General features: G+C 70.5%; 21 protein-coding genes and 1 pseudogene. 17 read left to right on the top strand and 5 right to left on the bottom strand.

Going from position 1 to position 26454, the window contains the following annotated elements; translation table 11 throughout:
* Window positions 1–52 precede the first annotated feature (52 nt).
* The 8 genes from recG to mutM all read left to right on the top strand — a co-directional run bounded on the left by recG (window position 53) and on the right by mutM (window position 7521).
* On the top strand, window positions 53–2317 hold the full coding sequence (gene recG / locus ACFVV1_RS18505; protein WP_389990253.1) for an ATP-dependent DNA helicase RecG: 2265 nt from the start codon (window positions 53–55) through the stop codon (window positions 2315–2317).
* 97 nt (window positions 2318–2414) lie between these two features.
* A complete protein-coding gene (gene rsmD, locus ACFVV1_RS18500) occupies window positions 2415–2999 on the top strand; it encodes a 16S rRNA (guanine(966)-N(2))-methyltransferase RsmD (RefSeq protein WP_389990252.1) in 585 nt (194 codons plus the stop codon).
* Between the two features lie 26 nt (window positions 3000–3025).
* A complete protein-coding gene (gene coaD, locus ACFVV1_RS18495; RefSeq protein WP_389990485.1) occupies window positions 3026–3505 on the top strand; it encodes a pantetheine-phosphate adenylyltransferase in 480 nt (159 codons plus the stop codon).
* A 109-nt stretch (window positions 3506–3614) separates the two neighbouring features.
* Window positions 3615–4700 carry a cell division initiation protein gene (locus ACFVV1_RS18490; RefSeq protein WP_389990251.1) on the top strand — a complete coding sequence of 362 codons (1086 nt, stop codon included), beginning with the start codon at window positions 3615–3617 and terminating at the stop codon, window positions 4698–4700.
* 177 nt (window positions 4701–4877) lie between these two features.
* Window positions 4878–5549 carry a YceD family protein gene (locus ACFVV1_RS18485; protein ID WP_389990250.1) on the top strand — a complete coding sequence of 224 codons (672 nt, stop codon included), beginning with the start codon at window positions 4878–4880 and terminating at the stop codon, window positions 5547–5549.
* A 2-nt stretch (window positions 5550–5551) separates the two neighbouring features.
* On the top strand, window positions 5552–5725 hold the full coding sequence (rpmF, locus tag ACFVV1_RS18480; RefSeq protein ID WP_003965982.1) for a 50S ribosomal protein L32: 174 nt from the start codon (window positions 5552–5554) through the stop codon (window positions 5723–5725).
* A 19-nt stretch (window positions 5726–5744) separates the two neighbouring features.
* Window positions 5745–6569: a ribonuclease III gene (gene rnc / locus ACFVV1_RS18475; RefSeq protein ID WP_389990249.1), complete on the top strand. Its 825-nt coding sequence runs from the start codon at window positions 5745–5747 to the stop codon at window positions 6567–6569.
* 82 nt (window positions 6570–6651) lie between these two features.
* A complete protein-coding gene (gene mutM, locus ACFVV1_RS18470) occupies window positions 6652–7521 on the top strand; it encodes a bifunctional DNA-formamidopyrimidine glycosylase/DNA-(apurinic or apyrimidinic site) lyase (protein WP_389990248.1) in 870 nt (289 codons plus the stop codon).
* A gap of 10 nt (window positions 7522–7531) precedes the next feature.
* Here mutM and ACFVV1_RS18465 read toward each other — a convergent pair whose 3' ends face one another.
* Both ACFVV1_RS18465 and ACFVV1_RS18460 read right to left on the bottom strand, forming a co-directional pair.
* Window positions 7532–7936 carry a winged helix-turn-helix transcriptional regulator gene (locus ACFVV1_RS18465; RefSeq protein WP_389990247.1) on the bottom strand — a complete coding sequence of 135 codons (405 nt, stop codon included), beginning with the start codon at window positions 7934–7936 and terminating at the stop codon, window positions 7532–7534.
* Window positions 7937–8000: 64 nt separating this feature from the next.
* A complete protein-coding gene (locus tag ACFVV1_RS18460; RefSeq protein ID WP_389990246.1) occupies window positions 8001–8957 on the bottom strand; it encodes a CAP domain-containing protein in 957 nt (318 codons plus the stop codon).
* A 145-nt stretch (window positions 8958–9102) separates the two neighbouring features.
* Here ACFVV1_RS18460 and ACFVV1_RS18455 point away from each other — a divergent pair, with 145 nt between their 5' ends.
* The 4 genes from ACFVV1_RS18455 (at window position 9103) to ACFVV1_RS18440 (ending at window position 15642) form a co-directional block, all read left to right on the top strand.
* Window positions 9103–9384 (top strand): acylphosphatase, encoded by a 282-nt coding sequence (locus ACFVV1_RS18455; protein WP_389990245.1) that lies wholly within the window; start codon window positions 9103–9105, stop codon window positions 9382–9384.
* Between the two features lie 439 nt (window positions 9385–9823).
* Window positions 9824–10036, top strand: coding sequence for a hypothetical protein (locus ACFVV1_RS18450; protein ID WP_389990244.1), 213 nt, complete (start codon window positions 9824–9826; stop codon window positions 10034–10036).
* A gap of 318 nt (window positions 10037–10354) precedes the next feature.
* Window positions 10355–13999, top strand: coding sequence for an AAA family ATPase (locus ACFVV1_RS18445; RefSeq protein ID WP_389990243.1), 3645 nt, complete (start codon window positions 10355–10357; stop codon window positions 13997–13999).
* A 224-nt stretch (window positions 14000–14223) separates the two neighbouring features.
* A complete protein-coding gene (locus ACFVV1_RS18440) occupies window positions 14224–15642 on the top strand; it encodes a sugar porter family MFS transporter (RefSeq protein ID WP_389990242.1) in 1419 nt (472 codons plus the stop codon).
* A 63-nt stretch (window positions 15643–15705) separates the two neighbouring features.
* Here the strand turns inward: ACFVV1_RS18440 and ACFVV1_RS18435 are convergent, their stop codons facing one another.
* Both ACFVV1_RS18435 and ACFVV1_RS18430 read right to left on the bottom strand, forming a co-directional pair.
* Window positions 15706–16680, bottom strand: coding sequence for an LLM class flavin-dependent oxidoreductase (locus tag ACFVV1_RS18435; RefSeq protein ID WP_389990241.1), 975 nt, complete (start codon window positions 16678–16680; stop codon window positions 15706–15708).
* 58 nt (window positions 16681–16738) lie between these two features.
* A pseudogene (locus ACFVV1_RS18430) lies at window positions 16739–17674 on the bottom strand (cytosine permease).
* A gap of 109 nt (window positions 17675–17783) precedes the next feature.
* Here ACFVV1_RS18430 and ftsY point away from each other — a divergent pair.
* The gene (gene ftsY, locus ACFVV1_RS18425; RefSeq protein WP_389990240.1) at window positions 17784–18992 is read left to right on the top strand and encodes a signal recognition particle-docking protein FtsY; all 1209 of its coding nucleotides are present in this window, start codon (window positions 17784–17786) and stop codon (window positions 18990–18992) included.
* 124 nt (window positions 18993–19116) lie between these two features.
* Here the strand turns inward: ftsY and ACFVV1_RS18420 are convergent, their stop codons facing one another.
* Window positions 19117–19776 (bottom strand): bifunctional DNA primase/polymerase, encoded by a 660-nt coding sequence (locus ACFVV1_RS18420; protein ID WP_389990239.1) that lies wholly within the window; start codon window positions 19774–19776, stop codon window positions 19117–19119.
* Between the two features lie 422 nt (window positions 19777–20198).
* On the opposite strand from ACFVV1_RS18420, the gene ACFVV1_RS18415 reads away from it, so the two are divergent.
* The 4 genes from ACFVV1_RS18415 to ACFVV1_RS18400 all read left to right on the top strand — a co-directional run bounded on the left by ACFVV1_RS18415 (window position 20199) and on the right by ACFVV1_RS18400 (window position 26277).
* Window positions 20199–21674: a hypothetical protein gene (locus ACFVV1_RS18415; RefSeq protein ID WP_389990238.1), complete on the top strand. Its 1476-nt coding sequence runs from the start codon at window positions 20199–20201 to the stop codon at window positions 21672–21674.
* A gap of 384 nt (window positions 21675–22058) precedes the next feature.
* Window positions 22059–23417: an ammonium transporter gene (locus ACFVV1_RS18410; RefSeq protein WP_389990483.1), complete on the top strand. Its 1359-nt coding sequence runs from the start codon at window positions 22059–22061 to the stop codon at window positions 23415–23417.
* Window positions 23414–23752, top strand: coding sequence for a P-II family nitrogen regulator (locus ACFVV1_RS18405; RefSeq protein ID WP_389990237.1), 339 nt, complete (start codon window positions 23414–23416; stop codon window positions 23750–23752). Before ACFVV1_RS18410 ends, ACFVV1_RS18405 begins: the two co-directional genes overlap by 4 nt.
* A 62-nt stretch (window positions 23753–23814) precedes the next feature.
* On the top strand, window positions 23815–26277 hold the full coding sequence (locus tag ACFVV1_RS18400) for a [protein-PII] uridylyltransferase (RefSeq protein WP_389990236.1): 2463 nt from the start codon (window positions 23815–23817) through the stop codon (window positions 26275–26277).
* The last annotated feature ends 177 nt before the right edge of the window (window positions 26278–26454 follow it).

The raw sequence follows: 26454 nt of genomic DNA, 5'->3' as shown, positions 1-26454 counted from the left end.
TCCGGCGTTCCGGGTGGTGCCCGCCGGACATCTGTCAGTGGTGTGGTGTGCAATGGATCGCGTGTCTGCGTTCGATGAACCCCTCAAGAAGCTGCTCGGCGGAGCCACCGCGAAGGTGATGGCCGACCATCTCGACCTGCACACGGTCGGTGATCTGCTGCACCACTACCCGCGGCGGTACGAGGAGCGCGGCCGGCTCACGGCGCTGACCGACCTCCCGCTGGACGAGCATGTGACGGTGGTCGCCCAGGTCGCCGACGCCCGCATCATGATGTTCAACAACGGCCGTGGCAAGCGCCTCGAAGTGACCCTCACCGATGGCAGCGGCCGCCTCCAGCTCGTCTTCTTCGGCCATGGTGTCCACAAGCCGCACAAGGAACTGCTGCCCGGCCGGCGGGCGATGTTCGCGGGCAAGGTCTCCGTCTTCAACCGCAAGATGCAGCTGGCCCACCCCACGTACCAGCTGCTGGACGCCGAGGACACCGACGAGGCCACGGAAGCGGTGGACGCCTTCGCCGGGCGGCTGCTGCCGATCTACCCGGCCTGCAAGCAGCTGGACTCGTGGCGGATCGCCAAGGCCGTCGACACCGTGCTGCCCAGCGCGCGGGAGGCCGTCGACCCGCTGCCGCCGAGTCTGCGCGAGGGCCGCGGGTTCACCCCGCTCCCGGAGGCGCTGCTGAAGGTGCACCGCCCGCAGACCAAGGCGGACATCGCCCAGGCCAGGGACCGGCTGAAGTGGGACGAGGCCTTCGTCCTCCAGGTCGCGCTGGCCCGCCGCAGATACGCGGACACCCAGCTCCCGGCGGTCGCCCGGAAACCCGCCCACGGCGGACTGCTCGACGCCTTCGACGCCAAGCTGCCGTTCACCCTCACCGAGGGGCAGCAGAAGGTCTCCCGGGAGATCTTCGACGACCTGGCGACCGAGCACCCGATGCACCGGCTCCTCCAGGGGGAGGTGGGCAGCGGGAAGACCATGGTCGCGCTGCGCGCGATGCTCGGCGTCGTCGACGCGGGCGGACAGGCCGCCATGCTCGCGCCCACCGAGGTGCTCGCCCAGCAGCACCACCGTTCCATCACGGAGATGATGGGCGAGCTGGCCGAGAATTGGGGGCTGTGGCGCGAAGTGCCTCCCCAGAAAGGTGGTGGCGGGCGACGGGCGGGCATGCTGGGCGGCTCCGAGCAGGGCACCAAGGTCGTGCTGCTCACCGGCTCCATGGGCGTCGCGGCCCGCCGTCAGGCGCTGCTCGACCTCGTCACCGGTGAGGCCGGGATCGTGATCGGTACGCACGCGCTGATCGAGGACAAGGTCCAGTTCCACGACCTGGGCCTGGTCGTCGTCGACGAACAGCACCGCTTCGGGGTGGAACAGCGCGACGCGCTCCGGTCCAAGGGGAAGCAGCCGCCGCACCTGCTGGTCATGACCGCCACCCCCATTCCCCGTACGGTCGCCATGACCGTCTTCGGTGATCTGGAGACCTCCGTACTGGACCAGCTGCCCGCCGGCCGCTCGCCGATCGCCAGCCACGTCGTCCCCGCCAAGGACAAACCGCACTTCCTCAGCCGCGCCTGGGAACGGGTCCGGGAGGAGGTGGAGAGCGGGCACCAGGCCTATGTGGTCTGCCCCCGCATCGGCGACGACGCCGAGGACGAGGCGGCAGGGAAGAAGGGGAAGAAGAAGACGGCCGAGGACGACGGCGAGAAGCGCCCCCCGCTCGCCGTCCTGGAGATCGCCGAACAGCTCGCCAAGGGCCCGCTCGCCGGGCTGCGCATCGAGGTGCTGCACGGCAGGATGAACCCCGACGACAAGGACGACGTGATGCGCCGCTTCGCCGCGGGCCAGGTCGACGTCCTCGTCGCCACCACCGTCATCGAGGTCGGGGTCAACGTCCCCAACGCCACCGCGATGGTCATCATGGACGCCGACCGGTTCGGAGTCTCCCAACTGCACCAGCTGCGCGGCCGGGTCGGCCGAGGCTCCGCCCCCGGACTCTGTCTGCTGGTCAGCGAGGCCCACGAGGCGAGTCCGGCCCGCGCCCGCCTGTCCGCCGTCGCCGCCACCCTCGACGGTTTCGAGCTGTCCCGGATCGACCTCGAACAGCGCCGTGAGGGCGATGTACTCGGCCAGGCCCAGTCCGGGGTCCGCTCCTCGCTGCGGATGCTCACCGTCATCGACGACGAGGAGGTCATCGCCGCCGCCCGGGAGGCGGCCGCGACGATCGTCGCCGCCGACCCGGAGCTGGAACACCTGCCGGAGCTGCGGACCGCGCTGGACGCGCTGCTCGACAAGGAGCGCGAACAGTACCTCGACAAGGGGTGACGGGTGCGCGGGCCCGATCCTCCGCGACGCCATATCGTGGATGCCACGGCGCCGCAGCATCCTGCGGGCCACCCACGAACCGAGGAACCAGACACCCATGACCCGCGTGATCGCCGGCTCGGCCGGCGGACGCCTCCTGGCCGTCCCGCCCGGCACCGGCACCCGCCCCACCTCCGACCGTGCACGCGAGGGCCTCTTCTCCACCTGGGAAGCCCTCCTGGGCAGCCTCCACGGCACCCGTATCGCGGATCTGTACGCGGGCTCCGGCGCCGTCGGCCTGGAAGCGCTCTCGCGCGGCGCCGTCCACGCCCTGCTCGTCGAGACCGACCCCAGGGCCGCCCGCACCGTCCGGGACAACGTCCGCACGCTCGGCCTGCCCGGCGCCGAAGTCCGTACCGGCAGAGCCGAACAGATCGTGACAGGACCAGTGCCCGCGGAGCCCTACGACGTGGTGTTCCTGGACCCGCCGTACGCCGTGACCGACGACGATCTCGGCGAGATACTGCTCACACTCCGTGCCCAGGGGTGGCTCGCAGTCGATGCGCTCGTCACCGTGGAACGCAGCACCAGAGGCGGAGAATTCAACTGGCCCAAGGGATTCGAGCCACTGCGGGCCCGTCGCTACGGCGAGGGAACGCTTTGGTACGGTCGCGCCGCCTCTACGTGCGAAGACGCACGATGACCGGACCGGAGAGCGAGGGAATCAAGTTGCGCCGCGCCGTCTGCCCGGGGTCGTTCGACCCCATCACCAATGGACACCTCGACATCATTGGGCGCGCCTCGAAGCTGTACGACGTCGTACATGTCGCGGTGATGATCAACCAGTCCAAGAAGGGCCTCTTCACGGTCGACGAGCGCATCGACCTGATCCGCCAGGTCACGGCGGACTTCGGCAACGTCCAGGTCGAGTCCTTCCACGGCCTCCTGGTCGACTTCTGCAAGCAACGCGACATCCCGGCGATCGTGAAGGGCCTGCGGGCCGTCAGCGACTTCGACTACGAGCTGCAGATGGCCCAGATGAACAACGGCCTCTCCGGCGTCGAAACGCTCTTCGTACCGACCAATCCCACCTACAGTTTCCTGTCGTCCTCCCTGGTCAAGGAGGTCGCCACCTGGGGCGGCGACGTCTCTCACCTGCTGCCCCCGGTGGTCCACGCGGCCCTCGTGGAGCGCCTGGCGGAGCGCTGATCCGGCGCCGAGTATCTGACGAACCGTCACCAGGTGTCGGGCGGGCGCCGACTGGCCGTACAGTCGTCCCGTCCGTCTCCAATCGGCTGTAGAGAGTGGCGAGCACACGGTGGACGTGCAGAAGAAGCTCGACGAGATCGTCGAGGCGGTCGGGAGCGCCCGGTCCATGCCCATGTCGGCTTCGTGCGTGGTCAACCGCGCCGAGCTGCTCGCGATGCTCGGAGAGGTGCGCGAGGCCCTGCCCGGCTCGCTCGCCCACGCTCAGGAGCTCATCGGCGGGCGGGAGCAGATGGTCGAGCAGGCCCGTCAGGAGGCCGAGCGGATCATCGAGGCCGCACACGCCGAACGCGCCTCGCTGGTCTCCGGGACCGAGGTCGCCGTGCAGTCCCGCAGCGAGGCCGACCGCATCCTCCGTGAGGCCCGCCGGGAGGCCGAGGAGGTCCGCGCCGAGGCCGACGAGTACGTCGACAGCAAGCTCGCCAACTTCGAGGTCGTCCTCACCAAGACCATCGGCTCCGTCGACCGGGGCCGCGAGAAGCTCCTCGGCCGCGGCCAGGCCTTCGACGAGCAGGGGTACGAGGACCCGGACTTCGCCGAGGCCCCCGAGCGCAGCACCGACCCGGCCACGCTCCAGCGCCGCGCCGACGAGTACGTGGACACCAAGCTCGGCGCCTTCGAGGCCGTGCTCGCCAAGACCCTGGAGGCGGTCGGCCGCGGCCGGCAGAAGCTGCACGGCCGGGTCGCCACCGACGAACTCGGCGCGCACATGGCCGCCCAGGACGCGGCGGGCAACCAGGTCCGCGTGAGCGACGAGGACCACTGGGCCGGCCTCGCCGAGCTCGCCACCCCGGAGCCGCAGCCGGTGCACCAGCAGCTCCAGCCGCACTTCCCCGCCCAGGACCGGCCGGACTACGCGGAGACGTACGCGTACCAGGAGCAGCCGCAGCAGGACGTCTACGGGTACCAGCAGCAGCCCGACCCGTACGCCGCCTATCAGCAGCAGGGCTACGATCAGAGCCAACCCCAGCCCCAGGCCCAGATCCCGGTCCAGGGATACGACGGCTGGCAGCAGCAGCCCATGCAGCCCCAGCAGGCGCTCCAGCCGCAGGGCGAGGGCGCCCTCGACGAGACCAGCCTGTTCGACACCAGCATGATCGACCTGGACCAGCTGCGCCGGTACGAGCAGGAACGCTGACCGGTCGCGACGGCGGCCCGGTCGTTACGGCGTCCGGGCCGTACAGGGGCCCGGTGGACCGGATTGGGAGCTGGGCGGCGCGTCCAGTATCCTGGCTCTTCGGTCGCGCATGTCCGCGATCCAGGCTGCCCGTTTCGCATCCGAAACCGGCGGCCCTCCCCACGCTGTGTGATGCACATGATTTCGAAAGCAGGAAAAGCCCTGAACGGCCACCTCGACCACCGAAACCCCCTCGTGTTCGATACGCACGAGCTGGGTCGGCGTCCCGGTGCCCTCCAGCGGCTGACCCGCACGGTGGACGCACCCGGCTCACCGGCCCTCGGCATCGACGAGGTCATCGGTGTGCCGGAAGGCGCACCCGTGGAGCTGGAACTCCGTCTCGAATCGGTCATGGAGGGTGTGCTCGTCACAGGCACCGCCCGTGCGTCGGCCGAGGGGGAGTGCGTAAGGTGTCTGGAGCCGCTGCGCCACGAGGTTGTGGCGGACTTCCAGGAGATGTTCTCGTACCCTGACGCCGATGACCGGGGCCGCAGCCACAAGGCGGAGCCGGCCGACGACGCCGAGGACGACGAGGACAGGCTCTTCATCGAGGACGGCCTTTTCGACCTCGAACCAGTGCTGCGCGATGCGGTGGTGCTCGCACTGCCGATGCAGCCGGTGTGCCGGGAGTCCTGTGCCGGTCTGTGTTCCGAATGCGGAATCAGGCTGGACGAGAATCCCGGTCACCACCACGATGCCGTCGACATCCGTTGGGCGGCATTGCAAGGACTCGCCGACACCGTTCAGGACGGCGAGAAGGACAACATGGGCGGCGCCGAAGCGGGCGTCGACGAGAAGCAGGAGAAGTAGCCGTGGCTGTTCCGAAGCGGAAGATGTCGCGCAGCAACACGCGCCACCGCCGGTCGCAGTGGAAGGCTGCGGTCCCCACCCTGGTTTCGTGCGAGCGTTGCCAGGAGCCGAAGCTGCAGCACATCGCGTGCCCCAGCTGCGGCACGTACAACAAGCGCCAGGTCCTCGAGGTCTGAGCGGCTGGTGAGAGGCCCGATGTCTGAGTTGTCCAACGCCAAGAAGCAGGCAGACAACGTCAACACAGCCTCGTCCCACACGCTTCTGGAAGGGCGGCTCGGGTATCACCTCGAGTCCGCCCTTCTGGTGCGTGCGCTGACCCACCGTTCGTACGCATACGAGAACGGCGGTCTGCCGACCAACGAGCGGCTCGAATTCCTCGGGGATTCGGTGCTCGGCCTGGTCGTCACGGACACGCTGTACCGCACCCACCCCGACCTGCCCGAAGGCCAGCTGGCCAAATTGCGGGCCGCGGTGGTCAACTCGCGTGCACTTGCGGAAGTGGGCCGCGGCCTCGAACTCGGCTCCTTCATCCGGCTCGGCCGTGGTGAAGAGGGCACGGGCGGCAGGGACAAGGCGTCCATCCTCGCCGACACCCTTGAAGCGGTGATCGGCGCGGTCTATCTCGACCAGGGCCTCAGCGCGGCCTCGGAGCTGGTCCACCGGCTCTTCGACCCGCTGATCGACAGGTCCTCCAACCTCGGTGCCGGCCTGGACTGGAAGACCAGCCTCCAGGAACTCACCGCGAGCGAGAGCCTCGGCGTCCCCGAGTACCTCGTCACGGAGACCGGCCCGGACCACGAGAAGACCTTTACTGCTGCTGCTCGCGTCGGTGGTGTCTCGTACGGCACCGGCACCGGCCGTAGCAAGAAGGAAGCGGAGCAGCAGGCGGCGGAGTCCGCCTGGCGTGAGATCAGCGCCGCCGCGGAAGCGCGGGAGGCAGCGGCGAAGGCCGCTGCCGACGGAGGGGCCGCCGACACCCCTGCCGACCCGTCGCCGCCCCCGGACGTCGCTCCGGCCTGACCCGGAAATCCCCTCGGTGCCCAGCGCATCGGGGGGTTTTCGCTGCCCGGATACCCTGGAAACGTCCCTGAGGAGCCACACCGTGCCCGAGCTGCCCGAGGTCGAAGTCGTACGGCGGGGTCTTGAGCGCTGGGTCACCGGCCGGACCGTCGGAGACGTCGAGGTGCTGCACCCGCGTGCGGTCCGTCGCCATCCCGCGGGCGGTGTGGACTTCGCGGCCCGGCTGGGCGGTGCCCGGCTCGGCCCGGCCATGCGGCGCGGCAAATACCTCTGGGTGCCGCTGGACGACGCGTCCAGTTCGCTGCTGGGCCACCTCGGCATGAGCGGCCAACTGCTCGTACAGCCGCAGGACGCCCCCGACGAGAAGCATCTGCGCATCCGGATCCGCTTCCAGGACTCGCTCGGCACCGAGCTGCGCTTCGTCGACCAGCGGACCTTCGGGGGGCTCTCGCTCCACGAATGCGCCGCCGACAGCACGGACGGGCTGCCCGACACCATCGCGCACATCGCCCGCGACCCCCTGGACCCGGCCTTCGACGACGCGGCGTTCCACGCGGCCCTGCGACTGCGCCGTACGACGATCAAGCGCGCCCTGCTCGACCAGTCGCTGATCAGCGGAGTCGGCAACATCTACGCGGACGAGGCGCTCTGGCGCGCCAAGCTGCACTACGACCGCCCGACCTCGACCCTCACCCGCCCCAAGTCGGCCGAGCTGCTGGGCCATGCCCGAGACGTGATGAACGCGGCGCTCGACCAGGGCGGCACCAGTTTCGACAGCCTCTACGTCAATGTGAACGGCGAGTCCGGCTACTTCGACCGCTCCCTCGACGCGTACGGGCGGGAGGACGAGCCCTGTCACCGCTGCGGTACGCCGATACGCCGCCGGGCGTGGATGAACCGCTCCAGCTACTTCTGCCCGCGCTGCCAGCGGCCGCCGCGCACCGTTTCCTAGGTCCGGATTCCTAGGCCCGGACCTCCGGGCACGGGTGGGCGTCGTCGTACCGGTCACGGGCCCGGAGCACCTCGGGCATCCGGCCCTCGACGAGCTCGATCAGCGCGAGCAGCCGTTCGGCGACCTGTCGGCCCAGGCGCGTCAGCTCGTAGTCGACGCGCGGCGGATTGGTCGGCTGGGCCTCGCGGTGGACCAGACCGTCCCGCTCCAGGGCGTGGAGCGTCTGCGAGAGCATCTTCTCGCTCACCCCGTCGACCCGGCGACGGAGCTCGTTGAAGCGGAAACTGCCTTCGTACAGGGCTCCCAGCGTCAGACTGCCCCAGCGCCCGGTGACATGCTCCAGGGTGCCGCGCGAGGGGCACTGCCTGGAGAACACGTCGAAGGCGAGCGCGTCCAGACGGATCTTCTCGTCCATCCCGACAGCTTACGCCCGCACAGCGCTTACTACCGGGGTGCGCTTTCTGCGGGTGAGCGTCCGTTCAAAAGCCGAAGTCCTGGGTCCACCAGGGGCCGCGCGCACCGAAGTGCACGCCGACGCCGAGCGTCTTGTAGTCGCAGTTGAGAATGTTTGCCCGGTGGCCGTCGCTGTTCATCCAGGAGTCCATCACGGCCTGTGCGTCGGCCTGGCCGCGGGCGATGTTCTCGCCGCCGAGCCCCCGCACCCCGGCCTCGGAGGCGCGGTCCCAGGGGGTCCGGCCGTCGGGGTCGGTGTGGTCGAAGAAGCCTCGGGCAGCCATGTCGTCGCTGAAATTCTGGGCGAGCGAGGCCAGTGAGGCGCTGGCCGTCACCGGGCTGCAGCCGACCTTCGAGCGCTCCTGGTTGACCAGGGCGAGCACGGCGGCCTGGGCAGAGGTGGCGGCGGCCGGCGCCGCGGACCTGCGGGCGGCCGGAGCGGAGGAGGCGGGAGCCTCCGGCGCGGCCGACGACTTCTCGGCCGTGGCCGACGCGGTGCTCTTCGAGGCTTTTGGCCGGGCGGCCTTCGACGACGTCGGTGAGGTGGTCGACGGGGACGGCTCCGTCCGCCCGGTCGGCTCGGACGTCCTCGACGGCGTGGCGGACGACGGGGATCCGGCGGGGGGCTCCGCCTTCGTCGGGCCGTCGGCCCGCCCGACACCGCGACTGGCCTGGGCGGACGCACCGGCGCGGTCGTCAGGCGTGGTGGTCGAGCCGCCCCGGCCCAGCAGATCCGGGACCCCTTCGGTACGTACCTGGTCCGCGGCCGGGCCACCGCCGGCCGAGTAGGTGTCGCCGCCCGGCAGCAGACCGGAGGCGACCGCGACGGCCCCCACGGCGAGGGCGGCGGAGACGCCGATCAGTCCGGTGCGAACAGGTGTCCCGGTCCGCTTCCCGTGGCGCACACCGCGGTGGCGCCCCGGGTCCCCCGCCGCGCGGTCCTGAACGGCAGGAGCTGCGGCGGAGCGTCGGTGGCGTCCCATATGCTGAGCCCTTCTGACGGTCTGGACGCCGGTCTCGGCGTCAATACGCCGCACCCGATCGGGTGAGGTTATTGCGACGGGACTGTACGCCATGGCCTCTCGGCAGGAAGTGCTCCGCGAGCAGTCGGCCGGTTAGCGTTCAGGCATGAACGAAGACGTACGGCTCACCGCCTGGGTACGCGGCCGAGTACAGCAAGTAGGGTTCCGCTGGTTCACCAGGGCAAATGCTCTGGAGATCGGCGGTCTCGCCGGCTTCGCCGTGAATCTCGACGACGGCAGGGTGCAGGTCGTCGCCGAGGGGCGACGTGAGAATTGCCACCGCCTGCTGGACTGGCTGCGCTCGGACGACACACCCGGGCGCGTTGACGGAGTCACTGAGATATGGGACACCCCGCGCGGCGGTTACGACGGCTTCGCGATCCGCTGATCCGGGCCCGGTCCGGCTCCGGATCGGGGGCCGTGTTCGGACCGTGTTCGAAGGATGGCGTGGGGTGAGGCGGTGGGGCGCTCATCCGCATACACATGAAATGACCTGCGGAATGACCCGGTGGTTGCCAAGATTCGGTTGGCGTGCCAGGCTGCGGCAGTAGGGATGATCTCCACGCCCACGAGGGCCCCGCAGGAGAGTCGCGCCGCATGATCGTCAAGCCGCGCGCCCCAGGGCTGCCCGCCTCTACAGGGCGTGATCGTGTTGACCGTCAAACTTTTTGGTGAGACGCTGAAATCCCCGCGCACCGCAGCTGTTCGGCAGAGCTGTTTGGCAGCAGAACAGCAGTGAATACAGAGCACTGCCGAGCACCGCGGGTGCGATTCCCTCACGACCCACACCGCATCGGTCGGTCACTCAGTGTGGAGGACCATCCATCATGGCAAAGGCGCTTCTCGGTTACGTCGGCGGTTCCGACCCGCGACTCCTCGCCGAGATGCGACGGCTCCAGCAACGCGTCCAGGACCTCGAATCCGAGCTCGTACGGATTCAGCACGAGAACGACGCGCTCAGTGCCGCCGCCCAGCACCAAGAGTCGCTGCTCGACAGCATCGACATCGACGTACCTCGGGCGGAGCCGGCGCTGACCTGACCGATGGCCCTCAGGGCCGGTCGGGTCGGCCGCGTCAGCCGTCCGAGATCATCACCCGGATCGTCGCCGGATCACTGAAGATCACTGCTCTTGATCTGTCACCTTCGTGACATGTCCTTGATCCGTCATGTGCCGCTGCACCAGTACACCGCACACGCAACACCGCACAAGATTTAAAGGGGCGCTTCGGCGTCCCTTCTTTCTTTTCCACTCGGACCTGTGCGGGACCCGCCCCGGACGTACGCCCCTTCCCTTACCGTCTGATGTGCCCTGCACCTTCATCAGCGAAACCGAGAGCGAAAGGTAGAGTCCGGCGGCGTGCACCTCAAGGCCCTGACCCTGCGTGGTTTCAAGTCATTCGCCTCCGCCACGACGCTGCGGTTCGAACCCGGTATCACGTGCGTCGTCGGTCCCAATGGGTCCGGCAAGTCCAATGTGGTGGACGCGCTCTCCTGGGTCATGGGGGAACAGGGTGCCAAATCCCTGCGCGGCGGCAAGATGGAAGACGTGATCTTCGCCGGAACCACCGGGCGGCCGCCGCTCGGGCGGGCGGAAGTGTCGCTGACCATCGACAATTCCGACGGCGCACTCCCCATCGAGTACGCCGAAGTGACGATCACTCGGATCATGTTCCGCAACGGCGGCAGCGAATACCAGATCAATGGCGACACCTGTCGGCTCCTGGACATCCAGGAACTCCTCTCGGACTCCGGTATCGGGCGGGAGATGCACGTCATCGTCGGCCAGGGCCAGCTGGACTCCGTACTCCACGCCGATCCGATGGGGCGGCGCGCATTCATCGAGGAAGCCGCAGGCGTGCTCAAGCACCGCAAGCGGAAAGAGAAGGCGTTGCGGAAACTGGACGCGATGGGGGCCAATCTGGCCCGCGTCCAGGATCTGACCGACGAGCTGCGACGGCAGCTGAAACCGCTGGGCCGACAGGCGGCCGTGGCGCGCCGGGCCGCCGTCATCCAGGCCGATCTGCGCGATGCCAGGCTGCGGCTGCTCGCCGACGACCTGGTGCGGCTGCACACCGCGCTGCGCAGCGAGATCGCCGACGAAGCGGCGCTCAAGCAGCGTCGGGAGTCCGCGGAGGCGGAGCTCAAGGCGGCCCTGGCGCGCGAGGCGGAGCTGGAGGACGAGGTACGACGGCTGGCGCCGCGGCTCCAGCGGGCTCAGCAGACCTGGTACGAGCTGTCACAGCTGGCCGAGCGGGTGCGCGGCACGATCTCGCTGGCCGATGCCCGGGTGAAGAGCGCCTCCGCCGCCCCCGAGGAGGAGCGGCGCGGTCGCGACCCGCAGGACATGGAGCGGGAGGCCGCCCGCATCCGTGAGCAGGAGGCGGAGCTGGCGGCCGCGCTGGAGGCGGCGGAACACGCGTTGGAGGACACCGCCGCCCATCGCGCCGATCTGGAAAGGGAGTTGGCGGCCGAGGAGCGCAGGCTCAAGGATGCCGCGCGGGCCATCGCGGACCGCCGCGAAGGACTCGCCCGACTGAACGGGCAGGTCAACGCGGCCCGCAGCCGGGCCGGTTCGGCGCAGGCCGAGATCGACCGGCTGGCCGCCTCCCGCGACGAGGCGCGGGAGCGGGCGGTCGCCGCGCAGGAGGAGTATGAACAGCTCAAGGCCGAGGTCGAGGGCCTGGACGCGGGCGATGCCGAGCTGGGCGCGCGGCACGACGCCGCCAAGCGGGAACTCACGGAGGCGGAGGCGGCGCTCTCTGCGGCCCGGGAGGCCGCCACCGCCGCCGAACGGAAGCGGGCGGCGGTCGCGGCCCGCCATGAGGCACTGGCCCTCGGCCTGCGCCGCAAGGACGGCACGGGCGTGCTGCTCGGCGCGCGGGACCGCCTGTCCGGCCTGCTCGGTCCGGCCGCGGAACTCCTGACGGTGGAGCAGGGGTACGAGGTGGCGGTGGCGGCGGCCCTGGGCGCGGCGGCGGACGCGGTCGCGGTGACGGACCCGGCCACGGCGGCGGACGCGATCCGGCTGCTGCGCAAGCAGGACGCGGGGCGGGCAGCGCTGTTGCTGGGCGGGGTGCGTGATCACGGTGGGGCTGGCGATGGCTGTGGTGCCTCTGGCGGCTCTGGTGCGAGTGTTGCCGCTGGTGTTGGTGGGGGCGATGTGACCGCCGCAGTGTTCGCCGGAGGTCCGCCCGCCGGAGGTCCGCCCGCCGTCGCCGGCCTCGTCGGCGGGCCGGCCGAACTGGTGGGCGCCGTACGGAGACTGGTGCAGGACATGGTGGTCGTCGGCACCCTGGAGGACGCCGAGGACCTCGTGGCCGAACGACCGGAACTGACGGCCGTCACCGCCGAGGGGGACATCCTCTCGGCCCACTTCGCGCACGGCGGTTCCGCCGGAGCGCCGAGCCTCCTCGAAGTGCAGGCGTCGGTCGACGAGGCCGCTGCCCAGCTGGAGGAACTGGCCGTGCGGTGCGCGGAGTTGACCGAGGCGCAGCGGCTCGCCGACGAGCGGCGCGGCGCGTGTGCCGGGCTCGTCGAGGAGCTGGGGGAGCGGCGCCGGGCCGCCGAGCGGGAGAAGTCCGGGGTGGCTCAGCAGCTCGGCCGGCTCGCCGGGCAGGCCCGCGGAGCCGCGGGCGAGGCCGAGCGGACGACCGCGTCCGCCGCCCGTGCCCAAGAGGCCCTCGAACGGGCGACGGAGGAGGCCGAGGAGCTGGCCGAGCGGCTGCTCGTCGCCGAGGAGATGCCGGTCGAGGAGGAGCCGGACACCTCCGTACGCGACCGGCTCGCCGCCGACGGTGCCAACGCCCGCCAGACCGAGATGGAGGCCCGCCTCCAGGTCCGTACCCACGAGGAGCGGGTCAAGGGACTCGCGGGCCGCGCGGACGCCCTCGACCGGGGCGCCCGCGCCGAACGCGAGGCCCGGGCCCGCGCCGAGCAGCGCCGCGCCCGGCTGCGGCACGAGGCGGCGGTGGCCTCGGCCGTTACGTCCGGCGCCCGTCAGCTGCTGGCCCACGTCGAGGCGTCCGTCGTCCGGGCCGAGCAGGAGCGGGTCGCGGCCGAGGCGGCGAAGGCGGAGCGGGAACGGGAGCTGGCGGCCGAGCGCAACCAGGGTCGCGAGCTCAAGAGCGAGCTGGACAAGCTCACCGACTCCGTCCACCGCGGCGAGGTGCTCGGTGCCGAGAAGCGGCTGCGGATGGAGCAGCTGGAGACGAAGGCGCTGGAGGAGCTGGGGGTCGAGCCGGCCGGGCTGGCCGCCGAGTACGGCCCCGACCAACTCGTACCGCCGTCAGCGCCCGCCGAGGGTGAGGAGCTGCCGGAGGACCCCGAGCACCCGCGCAACCAGCCGAAGCCGTTCGTCCGGGCCGAACAGGAGAAGCGGCTGAAGTCGGCCGAACGGGCGTATCAGCAACTCGGGAAGGTGAATCCGCTCGCCCTGGAGGAGTTCTCGGCGCTGGAGGAGCGGCACAAGTTCCTCTCCGAGCAGCTCGAAGACCTGAAGAAGACCCGGGCCGACCTGATACAGGTCATCAAGGAGGTCGACGAGCGGGTCGAGCAGGTGTTCACCGAGGCGTACCGGGACACGGCGCGTGAGTTCGAGGGCGTCTTCTCGCGGCTCTTCCCGGGTGGCGAGGGGCGGCTCGTCCTGACCGATCCGGACAATATGCTCGCGACCGGTGTGGACGTCGAGGCCCGGCCGCCGGGCAAGAAGGTCAAGCGGCTCTCGCTGCTGTCCGGCGGGGAACGCTCACTCACCGCGGTGGCGTTGCTGGTCTCGATCTTCAAGGCCAGGCCCAGCCCGTTCTATGTGATGGACGAGGTCGAGGCGGCGCTCGACGACACCAATCTGCAGCGGCTGATCCGGATCATGGAGGAGCTCCAGGAGAGCTCTCAGCTGATCGTGATCACGCATCAGAAGCGGACGATGGAGGTCGCGGACGCGCTGTACGGCGTCTCGATGCAGGGCGACGGGGTCTCCAAGGTCATCAGCCAGCGGCTGCGCTGAGGCTTTACGCAACCTTCAAGGCTCCAACGAATCCTTTGGACGCTCCTCGGTCGGAGTCTACTGAAAGCGCGATCATGACTTCGAGACTTGAACGAATGTTCTCTGCGGCTTCGCCTTTATCTTCAAGTGGTGGCAGGCCTGAAGTTATGCGCCACTTGGAAGAGCTCACCCCCTCAGTCGGAGCTCGCCCCACCTGACGACGCGGCCAGGCATCAGGAGTTCACGTGACCAGCACAGCGCAGGGACCGGCGTCCGGAGCCCGAGGGGCCCACCCGGACCACCTGGGCCATGTCATCTTCATCACGGCGGCCGCGGCGATGGGCGGCTTCCTGTTCGGCTATGACAGCTCCGTCATCAATGGCGCCGTCAACGCGATCCGCAGCCGGTACGACATCGGCTCGGCAACGCTCGCCCAGGTCATCGCCATCGCGTTGATCGGCTGTGCGATCGGCGCGGCCACGGCGGGCCGCATCGCCGACCGCATCGGCCGGATCCGCTGCATGCGGATCGCCTCCGTGCTCTTCACCATCAGCGCCGTCGGCTCCGCGCTCCCGTTCGCGCTCTGGGACCTGGCGATGTGGCGCATCATCGGCGGCTTCGCCATCGGCATGGCCTCGGTGATCGGCCCGGCGTACATCGCCGAGGTCTCGCCGCCCGCCTACCGCGGCCGGCTCGGCTCCTTCCAGCAGGCCGCGATCGTCACCGGCATCGCCATCTCCCAGCTGGTCAACTACGGCATTCTGCAACTCGCCGGCGGGGACCAGCGCGGCAGGATCGGCGGCATCGAGGCCTGGCAGTGGATGCTCGGTGTGATGGTCGTCCCCGCCGTTCTGTACGGGCTCCTCTCGTTCGCGATCCCCGAGTCGCCGCGGTTCCTGATCTCGGTCGGCAAGAAGAACCGGGCCCGGAAGATCCTGGAGGAGGTCGAGGGCAAGAACGTCGACCTCGACGCCCGGGTGACCGAGATCGAGACCGCCATGCACCGGGAGCACAAGTCCACGTTCAAGGACCTGCTCGGCGGCCGCTTCGGCTTCCTGCCGATCGTCTGGGTCGGTATCGGTCTGTCGGTCTTCCAGCAACTCGTCGGCATCAACGTGGCGTTCTACTACTCGGCGACGCTCTGGCAGTCCGTCGGCATCGACCCGTCGGCCTCGTTCCTGTACTCGTTCACCACGTCGATCATCAACATCATCGGTACCGTCATCGCGATGGTGCTGGTGGACCGGGTGGGCCGCAAGCCGCTCGCGCTGGTCGGCTCCACCGGTATGGCCATCGCCCTCGCCTTCGAGGCATGGGCCTTCTCCGCGCCCCTGGTCGGCGGCAAACTGCCCCACACCCAGGGCATCGTGGCGCTCGTCGCCGCCCATGTGTTCGTGCTCTTCTTCGCCCTGTCGTGGGGCGTCATCGTCTGGGTCTTCCTCGGCGAGATGTTCCCGAACAAGATCCGCGCCGCCGCGCTCGGCGTCGCCGCGTCCGCGCAGTGGATCGCCAACTGGGCGATCACCGCGAGCTTCCCGAGCCTGGCCGACTGGAACCTGTCGGGCACGTACATCATCTACGCATGCTTCGCCACGCTCTCGATCCCCTTCGTGCTCAAGTTCGTGAAGGAGACCAAGGGCAAGGCGTTGGAGGAGATGGGCTGATCCCTCGCTGGCCCGCTCCTCGACCACGGAATGCCCAGGCCCGCACCCGGGGCCCCGCGGTGGTCAGGGGCGGTTGTGTGCGATCGCCTCGCAGAACAGCCGCAGACTGCGCCATCCCTCCTCGACCGGCATCCCGCCGCACAGCGGATGCAGCACCAGGCTGTCCAGTTCCACGGCCGCCCCGGCACACTCATCCGGTGTGACGACCCGGTAGACCCCTTCGTCCCGCAGTTCCGTCACCGTCGTCGCCGCCGAACGTACCGCCGAGCGGATGTCCTTGGACTGCCAGGAGGCGTACGTACGCGCCTCGTGCAGGAAGTGCCCGCCGTACTCCGCCCACGTCCGGTCCGGGTCCTCGGACACATGGAGCAGCGGCGTCGCGGCGGACGGCATCATGCAGAAGCCGTCCGTCCCGAACTCCGCACGCCGCTCGTGGTAGTACGCCTCCAGCTCCGGCAGATGCGCGCTCGGGAAGAACGGCAGCCCGAACCGGGCCGCCCGCCGGGCCGCCGCCCGCGAACTGCCGCCCACCAGCAGCAGCGGATGCGGGCGGGTGTACGGGCGCGGCGTGACCCGGACCGTACGGCCCCGGTACGGGAACGGCTCCCCGGTCCACGCCCGCAACAGGGTTTCCAGGAGCTCGTCCTGGAGCCTGCCGCGCCTGCCCCATTCGACGCCCGCCTGTTCGTACTCCTCGGGCCGGTAGCCGATCCCCGCCACCGTGACGAGCCGACCCGCGCTCAGCAGGTCCAGGACCGCGATGTCCTCGGCCAGCCGCAGCGGATTGTGCAGCGGGCCGATGACCGCCGAGACGGTGACCGCGATCCGGCGGGTGGCGCCGAAGACCGAGCCCGCGAAGACGAAGGGGGACGGCAGCCAGGAGTTGGCGGCGCCGTGGTGTTCCTCGGTCTGTACGGTGTCGACGCCGTGCTCGTCGGCGTACGCGGCCATTTCCAGCGCCGCGCGGTAGCGGGCCGACAGCGACTCGGGGGTGGCGGCGGGATCGACCAGGTTGAACCGGACCACGGTGAACGCCATGGCACTTGGCCCCTTCGTCGGGCGGACTCGGCGAGGCGGGACACTAGCTGACGTGCCGTCAGAAGTGTAGGGGCGCGTCACTCCGGGGTCCGCCCCCGCGGCCCCCTTCGGCGGGCCGCCGCAGGAGTGCGTACAGCGCGGCGGACACGGCGATCGCGGCCGTCCGGCCCAGCCCGTGGCGCCCGATCCGGCCGTCTGCGAACGGGTCGGAGAACCACTCCACGCCGGTGAAGGGCAGGCCCGCCACCAGGCCCGTCGCCCACGCGGCCACGGCCGCCACGGCCGCCACGGCGAAGCCTCCCGTGTACCAGTAGGCGCTGGACGGCGTGGTGTCCGGGAGTGCCGCCGCATCGTACGTACGTCCCCGCAGCTGATCCATCGGGGCCTTCCGGAATCCAGCTGATCCCGCCGCCGGCCAGGGTGCCGACCCTGTTGACCACCATCGCGGTCGGTCCGGCGGGCCTGCTCGGGGCGTCGTGCCAAGCGGTGCTGCCGATCAGGTGGATCAGCACGAGGACGCCGAAGCAGCCGAAGAGAGACGTCGACCAGGTGCAGCACACCCGCAGTGCGCGCACGCCCGGCGCCGACACCAGGAAGCTGATCCCCACGAAGGCGACCAGGGTCGCCATGATCAGGGTGTTGCTGCTCACGATGCCGAAGAGCAGATTCAGTACGGCGAGTACGGCGTAAGTGACGGTGACCGCGTTCACCGTCTCCCAGCCCCAGCGGGCGATCCGGATCAGCGCGCCGGGCAGCAGATTGCCGCGCCGGCCGAAGACGGCCCGGGAGGGCGCCACGCCCGGAGCCCCGCCCTCCTTGCCCGCGACGCCGCCCCCCATGTGCCGGTCGGTCCAGGTCAGCCGAGGACGATGGGCCCCGCACCCATGGTGAGCAGCAGAACGGTCAGGTTCGCGCCGACCCAGGTGGGGAAGAGGGTCCGGACCCGGCCGGTGGGCTCGCTCTCGGGGACGGGTTCCAGGCCACGGGTCTCCACGGGCGGGATCGTATCGTTACCCCCAAAAGGTGCATAACGCCCAAGGTGATGCGGAGGTGACCCTTCAGGGCGGCCCACGCGGGCGGCCGTGACTGATACTGGGTGGGTTATGGAATTCGTCATCCTTGCTGTAGTCATCGCCCTGGTCGCGGTCGGCGTGATCAGCGGGCTCGTGGTCAGCAGCCGCAAGAAGAAGCAGCTGCCCCCGGCACCGTCGAGCACGCCGACCATCACTCCTCCCGAGCCCCATATCGGTGAGGAAGCCGAAGTGCCGCGCGAGGAACCGCGCCGCACCGTCGAGGAGGTCGGCCCCCCGGCGGCCGAGGCTCCCGCCGAGGAAGCCCCCGAGGCCGTCGAGCCGGAGGGGCCCGCCGCCCCCGCCATCGAAGTGCCCGAGCCCACCGCCGGCCGACTGGTCCGGCTGCGTGCCCGGCTCGCCCGCTCGCAGAATTCCCTCGGCAAGGGGCTGCTCACGCTCCTGTCCCGCGACAACCTCGACGAGGACACCTGGGAGGAGATCGAGGACACCCTCCTCACCGCCGACGTCGGCGTCGCGCCCACCCAGGAACTGGTGGAGCGGCTCCGCGAACGCGTCCGCGTCCTCGGCACCCGTACCCCCGAAGGGCTGCGCGCGCTGCTGCGCGAGGAGCTCATCACCCTGCTCGGCACCGATTTCGACCGTGCCGTCAAGACGGAGAGCGGCGTCGACACCCCCGGCGTCGTGATGGTCGTCGGCGTCAACGGAACCGGCAAGACCACCACCACCGGCAAGCTGGCGCGGGTGCTCGTCGCCGACGGCCGTAGCGTCGTGCTCGGCGCGGCCGACACCTTCCGGGCCGCCGCCGCCGATCAGCTCCAGACCTGGGGCGAGCGCGTCGGCGCCCGCACCGTGCGCGGCCCCGAGGGCGGCGACCCCGCGTCGATCGCCTTCGACGCGGTGAAGGAAGGCATCGCCGAGGGCGCCGATGTCGTCCTCATCGACACCGCGGGCCGGCTGCACACCAAGACCGGGCTCATGGACGAGCTCGGCAAGGTCAAGCGGGTCGTCGAGAAGCACGGGCCGCTCGACGAGATCCTCCTCGTCCTCGACGCCACGACCGGACAGAACGGTCTGGTGCAGGCCCGGGTGTTCGCCGAGGTCGTCGACATCACCGGCATCGTCCTCACCAAGCTGGACGGCACCGCCAAGGGCGGCATCGTCGTCGCCGTCCAGCGCGATCTGGGCGTACCGGTGAAGCTCATCGGTCTCGGTGAGGGACCGGACGATCTGGCTCCGTTCGAGCCCGAGGCGTTCGTGGACGCCCTGATCGGAGACTGATACCACCTCGTGCGTACACATACGTGTACGCGAAGAGCCCGACCGCGGGATGCAGCCGCGGTCGGGCTCTTGTGCTGTGCGGAGCAGCCATCAACGGGTACCCCTCCGCGCAAGTGGCGGCGGTTCAGCCGCAGAGGGGCGCGCGATGGCAGCTGTACGCCAGCGTGCCCAGCAGCAGCCGCGCCTGCGGCGGCGAGGCCGCCGTGTCCAGCACCGGCGGGCGCAGCCACCGGACGGGGCCGAGACCACCCTCGTCGGACGGCGGGGCGGTGATGTGGCAGCCGGGCCCCAGCGCCCGCAGGTCCAGGCCCGCGTCGTCCCAGCCCATTCGGTACAGCAGCTGCGGGAGCTCGGCGGCCGCCCCCGGGGCGACGAAGAACTGCGCCCGCCCGGCCGGTGTCACCGCGACCGGGCCGAGCGGCAGCCCCATCCGCTCCAGGCGCACCAGGGCCCGGCGCCCGGCCGCCTCGGCGACGTCGAGGATGTCGAAGGTGCGGCCCACCGGCAGCAGCATCGAGGCGCCCGGCACCCGGGCCCAGGCATCCGCCGCCGTGTCGAGCGAGGCGCCCGCGGGGACCTCGGGGACGAAGTCCAGCGGATGGGTGCCGGGGGAGGGGCACCGCGCCTTCCCGCACGAGCAGCGGCCTGCCGCGGCCCGTGCCCCCGGCGCGACGGCCCAGCCCCACAGCCCTGTGTACTCGGCCACTGCGGTGCACTCGGCCGCGCGGCCGCGACGCCGTGAGCCGGTGCGCATCTCACGGATGCCGCCGATCGTGAAGCCCATGCCCCCTCCAACGGGTCCGGCTCGCCGGTGGTTACGGCCCAGAGCGCAGTCGTGACGCTCCGTCGTCAGTGTCGATCCGTGGTGCGCCGGTGCACTCGGGGTAGTGCGAGATGGTTCGCGCGCCCCGCCGCGCATCACTGCGCCCACTGCTGATCGCCGTGTGTCAAGTGAATCGCGCCCGGCGGTGACGGTGTTCATCCGAAGGGGTGGCGAATGGTGGCGATTCGGCAATCGCCCTCGCTGGGCGGGTGATCGTAGGATTACCGTCGGTACGCGAACCATGGAAGTATGTGCGTCCATGGGTATGCCCGAGGCAACCCGATTTCCAGTTCGACCGTGCGCAATCTCCGTATGGGCGGCATCGGATCAGGGCATTCTGGTAATGGTTCGCGCGACAGTATTCGGCGGATGGGGGCGTTCCAGTGAGTGGCAGCGGCGCAGGCGATTCGAATGCCGGTAAGCGCCCCAATGGGCAATTGGGCTCATGGTTCGTGCGCAGCGGCTGGTCGAAGGGCGAACTGGCGCGGCAGGTGAACCGCCGGGCGCGCCAGATGGGCGCCCACCACATCAGCACCGACACCTCCCGGGTGCGGCGCTGGCTCGACGGTGAGCAGCCGCGCGAACCGATCCCGCGCATCCTCTCCGAGCTCTTCTCGGAGCGCTTCGGCTCCGTCGTCGCCGTCGAGGACCTCGGACTGCGCTCGGCGCGCCAGTCACCGTCCGTGTCCGGTGTCGACCTGCCCTGGGCGGGGCCGCAGACCGTCGCCCTGCTCAGCGAGTTCTCCCGCAGCGATCTCATGCTCGCCCGCCGCGGATTCCTCGGCTCCTCGCTCGCCCTGGCCGCGGGGCCCGCCCTGATCGAGCCCATGCAGCGCTGGCTGGTGCCCGTCACCGCCAATGGACACGAGGAGCCGGAGTCGCCCGCCGCGGCCCGCCGCCCCTCCCGGCTCTCCGCCCCCGAGCTCGATCTGCTGGAGTCCACCACCGCGATGTTCCGCCAGTGGGACGCGCAGTGCGGCGGCGGACTGCGCCGCAAGGCCGTTGTCGGACAACTCCACGAGGTCACCGACCTGTTGCAGGAATCGCAGCCGGCGGCCACCGCCAAGCGGCTGTTCCGCTGCGCGGCCGAACTGGCGGAGCTGGCCGGCTGGATGAGCTACGACGTGGGCCTCCAGCCCACCGCCCAGAAGTACTTCGTTCTCGCGCTCCACGCCTCGAAAGAGGCCGACGACAAACCGCTCGGTTCGTATGTTCTGTCCAGTATGAGCCGCCAGATGATCCACCTCGGACGGCCCGACGACGCCCTCGAACTGATCCATCTCGCGCAGTACGGCAGCCGGGACTGCGCCACCCCGCGCACCCAGGCCATGCTGTATGCGATGGAGGCCCGCGCGTACGCCAACATGGGCCAGCCCAGCAAGTGCAAACGAGCCGTCCGGATGGCCGAGGACACCTTCGACGACATCGGGATCGACGGCGAGCCCGAGCCCGACTGGATCCGTTTCTTCTCCGAGGCCGAGCTCAACGGCGAGAACTCCCACTCGTACCGCGACCTCGCCTACGTCGCGGGCCGCAGCCCCACGTACGCCACGCTCGCCGAACCCCTCATGGAGAGGGCCGTCCAGCTCTTCGGCGAGGACGACGAGCACCAGCGGTCGTACGCACTCAACCTGATCGGCCTCGCCACCGTCCGCCTTCTCCAGCGCGAGCCCGAACAGTCCACGGTGCTGGCCGAGAAAGCGCTGCTGGTCGCCAAGAAGATCCGTTCCGAACGCGTCAACACCCGGCTCCGCAAGACCGTCGACACCGCGGCCAGGGATTTCGGGGACATTCCCGAAGTCGCCAGGCTCACCGACCTCCTCACCGGGCAACTGCCCGAAACCGCCGCAGCGGTCTGAGCGGCCCCCAGGCCCCGGCCACGACGACCACCCCGCACAGACCGACTTCGGCTCCCCCATTGCCAGGTCAGAGGGTGGTCGGCGTGGCCGGTTCGCGTTGCCGTTCCCGTACGGGAGAGTTCCTGTACGGGAGAGTCGTCACCGCACCGTATGCGGCCGCGGCGGCAGAGCGGGCCCGGCACCGGGTGCGCCATCGCCGGTTCATGGGGCCGTAACACACCGGACCTCTTCGTCACTGCCGCGAAACGCCGTGCGGCATCGGCGGAAACCGTGCTGGGCGAATCTCATGGCTCATAACCGGCCCGCACCTTTTCCCCAGTGGTCCCGCACGTGGTGCCGCTCATCCCGCCCGCACGCGGCCGCACCGACGACGAGGAGACGCCGATGCCCCCAGGCATCACGACGCTTGCCGCAGACGCCCCGACGCTGTCTGCCGCCAACACCGGGTTCATGCTCATCTGCTCCGCCCTGGTGATGCTCATGACCCCGGCCCTGGCCTTCTTCTACGGAGGCATGGTCCGCGTCAAGAGCACCCTCAACATGCTGATGATGAGCTTCATCAGCCTCGGGATCGTCACGATCCTGTGGGTGCTCTACGGATTCAGCCTCGCCTTCGGGACCGACATCGGTTCCGTACTCGGCTGGAGTTCGGACTACGTCGGTCTCAGCGGAATCGGCATCACCCAGCTCTGGGACGGCTACACGATCCCCGTCTACGTCTTCGCCGTCTTCCAGCTGATGTTCGCCGTCATCACCCCGGCGCTGATCAGCGGCGCCCTCGCCGACCGGGTCAAGTTCACCTCTTGGGCCCTGTTCATCACGCTCTGGGTCACCGTCGTCTACTTCCCCGTGGCCCACTGGGTCTGGGGCGCGGGCGGCTGGCTCTTCGAGCTCGGCGTCATCGACTTCGCCGGTGGTACGGCCGTCCACATCAACGCGGGAGCCGCGGCGCTCGGCGTGATCCTCGTCATCGGCAAGCGCGTCGGCTTCAAGAAGGACCCGATGCGGCCGCACAGCCTGCCGCTCGTCATGCTCGGCGCCGGACTGCTCTGGTTCGGCTGGTTCGGCTTCAACGCCGGTTCGTGGCTCGGCAACGACGACGGCGTCGGTGCGGTCATGTTCGTCAACACCCAGGTCGCCACCGCCGCCGCGATGCTCGCCTGGCTCGGCTACGAGAAGCTCCGCCACGGCTCCTTCACGACGCTCGGTGCGGCCTCCGGCGCGGTCGCGGGCCTCGTCGCCATCACACCGTCCGGCGGCGCGGTCAGCCCGCTCGGCGCCATCGCGGTCGGCGCCATCGCCGGTGTCCTGTGCGCCATGGCCGTCGGCCTGAAGTACAAGTTCGGCTACGACGACTCCCTGGACGTCGTCGGCGTCCACCTCGTCGGCGGTGTCGCCGGCTCCCTCCTCGTCGGCCTCTTCGCGACCGGCGGCGTCCAGTCCGACGCCAAGGGCCTCTTCTACGGCGGCGGCCTCGACCAGCTCGGCAAGCAGGCCGTCGGAGTCTTCGCCGTCCTCGCGTACTCTCTGGTCGTCTCCGCGCTCCTCGCCTTCCTCCTCGACAGGACCATCGGGATGCGGGTCGACGAGGACGACGAGATCTCCGGCATCGACCAGGTCGAACACGCGGAGACGGCGTACGACTTCAGCGGAGCGGGCGGCGGCGCGGCCCTGCGCACCACGGCCTCCGCAACGGCACCGGGCACGACGGCAGCCCCGCAGACCAAGAAGGTGGATGTATGAAGCTCATCACCGCAGTCGTGAAGCCCCACCGGCTCGACGAGATCAAGGAAGCCCTTCAGGCCTTCGGCATCCAGGGCCTCACGGTCACGGAAGCCAGCGGATACGGGCGTCAGCGTGGCCACACCGAGGTCTACCGGGGTGCCGAGTACACCGTCGACCTCGTCCCCAAGATCCGCATCGAGGTCCTCGTCGAGGACGAGGACTCCGAACAGCTCATCGACGTTGTCGTGGAGGCCGCCCGAACCGGCAAGATCGGTGACGGCAAGGTCTGGAGCGTGCCGGTCGACACCGCGGTTCGCGTACGGACAGGCGAGCGCGGCCCGGACGCCCTCTGACCGACGGCTCCGAAGACCGACGGCCACCGAAGGCCGACGGCCCCGAAACGAAAGGCAGCCGGGTGACGAGCACCGAAGTGACCACCGAATCCGACGACTCGGAGCCCAGCGGCTACGCGGCGGCCCGGCTGCGCCTCCTCCAGGAGAAGGCGCAGCCCGGGCCGCCGCGCCGTGCGGCCCTCGCCGTGCTCACCGACGACTGGCTCACCGCGCTGTTCACCACCGCCGCCGAACAGACCGGCATCCGCGGCGCCGCCCTCGTCGCCGTCGGCGGCTACGGACGGGGCGAACTCTCCCCGCGCAGCGACCTCGACCTCCTGCTCCTGCACGACGGCAACGCCGACGCCGGAGCCATCGCCTCCCTCGCCGATCGCATCTGGTATCCCGTCTGGGACCTCGGCCTCGCCCTCGACCACTCCGTACGCACCCCCGCCGAAGCCCGCAGAACGGCCGGCGAGGACCTCAAGGTCCAGCTCGGACTGCTCGACGCCCGCCCCGTCGCCGGAAACCTCGGCCTCGTCGCCGCCCTGCGCACCGCGATCCTCGCCGACTGGCGCAACCAGGCCCCCAAACGCCTCCCCGCCCTCGACGAACTCTGCCGTGAACGCGCCGAACGCCAGGGTGAGCTCCAGTTCCTCCTGGAACCCGACCTCAAGGAGGCCCGCGGCGGACTGCGCGACGCCACCGCCCTGCGCGCCGTCGCCGCCTCCTGGGTCGCCGACGCCCCCCGCGAAGGTCTCGCCGAAGCCCGCCGCACCCTCCTCGACGCCCGCGACGCCCTCCACCTCACCACCGGCCGCGCCACCGACCGCCTCGGCCTCCAGGAACAGGACCAGGTCGCCACCGGCCTCGGCCTCCTCGACGCGGACGCCCTGCTCCGGCAGGTGTACGAGGCCGCCCGCACCATCTCGTACGCCACCGACGTCACCTGGCGCGAGGCCCACCGCGTCCTGCGCGCCCGGTCCGTACGCCCCCGGCTGCGCGCCATGCTGGGCGGCGGCAGGACCGCCGCGACCGAGCGCACCCCGCTCGCCGATGGCGTCGTCGAGGCCGACGGCGAAGTCGTCCTCGCCCGTACCGCCCGCCCCGAAATCGATCCCGTGCTCGTCCTGCGCGCCGCCGCCGCGGCCGCCCAGTCCGAACTTCCGCTCTCCCGCCACGTCGTACGCCATCTCGCCACCACCGCACGCCCGCTGCCGGTGCCCTGGCCCGCCGAGGCCCGTGAGGAACTCGTCACCCTCCTCGGCGCGGGCGAGGCGACCGTCCCCGTCTGGGAAGCACTCGAAGCCGAAGGGCTGATCACCCGTCTGCTGCCCGACTGGGAACGCGTCCACTGCCGCCCCCAGCGCAACCCCGTCCACACCTGGACCGTCGACCGTCACCTCGTCGAATCGGCCGTACGCGCCTCCTCCCTCACCCGCCGCGTCGGCCGCCCCGACCTCCTCCTCGTCGCCGCGCTCCTGCACGACATCGGCAAGGGCTGGCCCGGCGACCACTCCGTCGCCGGGGAGGTCATCGCCCGCGACATGGCCGCCCGGATCGGCTTCGACCAACACGACGTGGGCGTCATCGCCACCCTCGTACGCCACCATCTGCTGCTCGTCGAGACCGCCACCCGCCGCGACCTCGACGACCCGGCGACCGTCCGCTCCGTCGCCACCGCCGTGGGCACCACCGCCACGCTGGAACTGCTGCACGCCCTCACCGAGGCCGACGCACTCGCCACCGGGCCCGCCGCCTGGTCCACCTGGCGCGCCTCCCTCGTCGCCGACCTCGTCAAGCGCGTCGCCGCCGTGCTCGCCGGCCGGGCCCCGGAAGAACCGGAACCCGCCGCGCCCAGCGCCGAACAGGAACGCCTCGCCGTCGAGGCCCTGCGCACCGGCGAACCCGTCCTCGCCCTGCACGCCCAGGCCGAGACCCCGAACGAGGACGGCGAACCGGAACCCGTCGGCGTCGAACTCCTCATCGCCCTCCCCGACCGCCCCGGCGTGCTGCCCGCCGCGGCGGGCGTCCTCGCCCTGCACCGTCTCACCGTGCGGGCGGCCGATCTGCGTGCCGTGGAACTCCCCACCGAACTCGGCGCGGGCGAAGCCGCCGACCTGCTGCTGCTCAGCTGGCGGGTCGCGGCCGAATACGGCTCCCTGCCGCAGGCCTCCCGCCTCCGTGCCGACCTCGTACGCGCCCTGGACGGCTCCCTCGACATCCGCGCCCGCCTCGCCGAACGCGAGGCGGCCTACCCGAGGCGGCGCGGGGTGAAGGCCCCGCCGCCGAGGGTGACGGTCGCGGCGGCCGGCTCACAGCTCGCGACGGTGATCGAGGTACGCGCCCAGGACGCCCCGGGGCTGCTGCACCGGATCGGCCGGGCGCTGGAACAGAGCGGGGTACGGGTACGCAGCGCGCACGTGTCGACGCTGGGGGCGAACGCGGTCGACGCCTTCTACGTCACGGATACGGACGGTGAGCCGCTGCCCGAGGAGGCCGCGGGCGTGGTGGCGAATGCGGTAGAGGCGGCCTTGCGGGGGTGACCTGGGACGGCCGCGATCGTTGGATCAGCAGATGATCCCTGCGAACGCGGGGATGTTCCGCCCGCCCAGCAGGTCGTAAGGATGGACAAGGACTGCTCCCCGCACCCGCGGGGATTCATGTGACACGGCCTCCACCCGGGATTTTCCCCCGGGCAGGGGTCATCGTTTCTCCCGAGC

The organism is Streptomyces sp. NPDC058092, from assembly GCF_042884935.1.
Classification (GTDB): Bacteria; Actinomycetota; Actinomycetes; order Streptomycetales; family Streptomycetaceae; genus Streptomyces.
The sequence above is the reverse complement of the archived record's forward strand: the minus strand, read 5'-3'. Positions and strand labels throughout refer to the sequence as shown.

Coding starts and splice junctions, on each gene's coding strand:
- ACFVV1_RS18435 (WP_389990241.1), bottom strand. CDS start 16,680: ATGGCGTTCACCGTGGTCCGGTTCAACCTGGTCGATCCCGCCGCCACC.
- ACFVV1_RS18460 (WP_389990246.1), bottom strand. CDS start 8,957: ATGGGACGCCACCGACGCTCCGCCGCAGCTCCTGCCGTTCAGGACCGC.
- rsmD (WP_389990252.1), top strand. CDS start 2,415: ATGACCCGCGTGATCGCCGGCTCGGCCGGCGGACGCCTCCTGGCCGTC.
- ACFVV1_RS18450 (WP_389990244.1), top strand. CDS start 9,824: ATGGCAAAGGCGCTTCTCGGTTACGTCGGCGGTTCCGACCCGCGACTC.
- ftsY (WP_389990240.1), top strand. CDS start 17,784: ATGGAATTCGTCATCCTTGCTGTAGTCATCGCCCTGGTCGCGGTCGGC.
- ACFVV1_RS18455 (WP_389990245.1), top strand. CDS start 9,103: ATGAACGAAGACGTACGGCTCACCGCCTGGGTACGCGGCCGAGTACAG.
- ACFVV1_RS18485 (WP_389990250.1), top strand. CDS start 4,878: ATGATTTCGAAAGCAGGAAAAGCCCTGAACGGCCACCTCGACCACCGA.
- rnc (WP_389990249.1), top strand. CDS start 5,745: ATGTCTGAGTTGTCCAACGCCAAGAAGCAGGCAGACAACGTCAACACA.
- ACFVV1_RS18405 (WP_389990237.1), top strand. CDS start 23,414: ATGAAGCTCATCACCGCAGTCGTGAAGCCCCACCGGCTCGACGAGATC.
- ACFVV1_RS18420 (WP_389990239.1), bottom strand. CDS start 19,776: ATGGGCTTCACGATCGGCGGCATCCGTGAGATGCGCACCGGCTCACGG.
- ACFVV1_RS18410 (WP_389990483.1), top strand. CDS start 22,059: ATGCCCCCAGGCATCACGACGCTTGCCGCAGACGCCCCGACGCTGTCT.
- recG (WP_389990253.1), top strand. CDS start 53: ATGGATCGCGTGTCTGCGTTCGATGAACCCCTCAAGAAGCTGCTCGGC.
- ACFVV1_RS18465 (WP_389990247.1), bottom strand. CDS start 7,936: ATGGACGAGAAGATCCGTCTGGACGCGCTCGCCTTCGACGTGTTCTCC.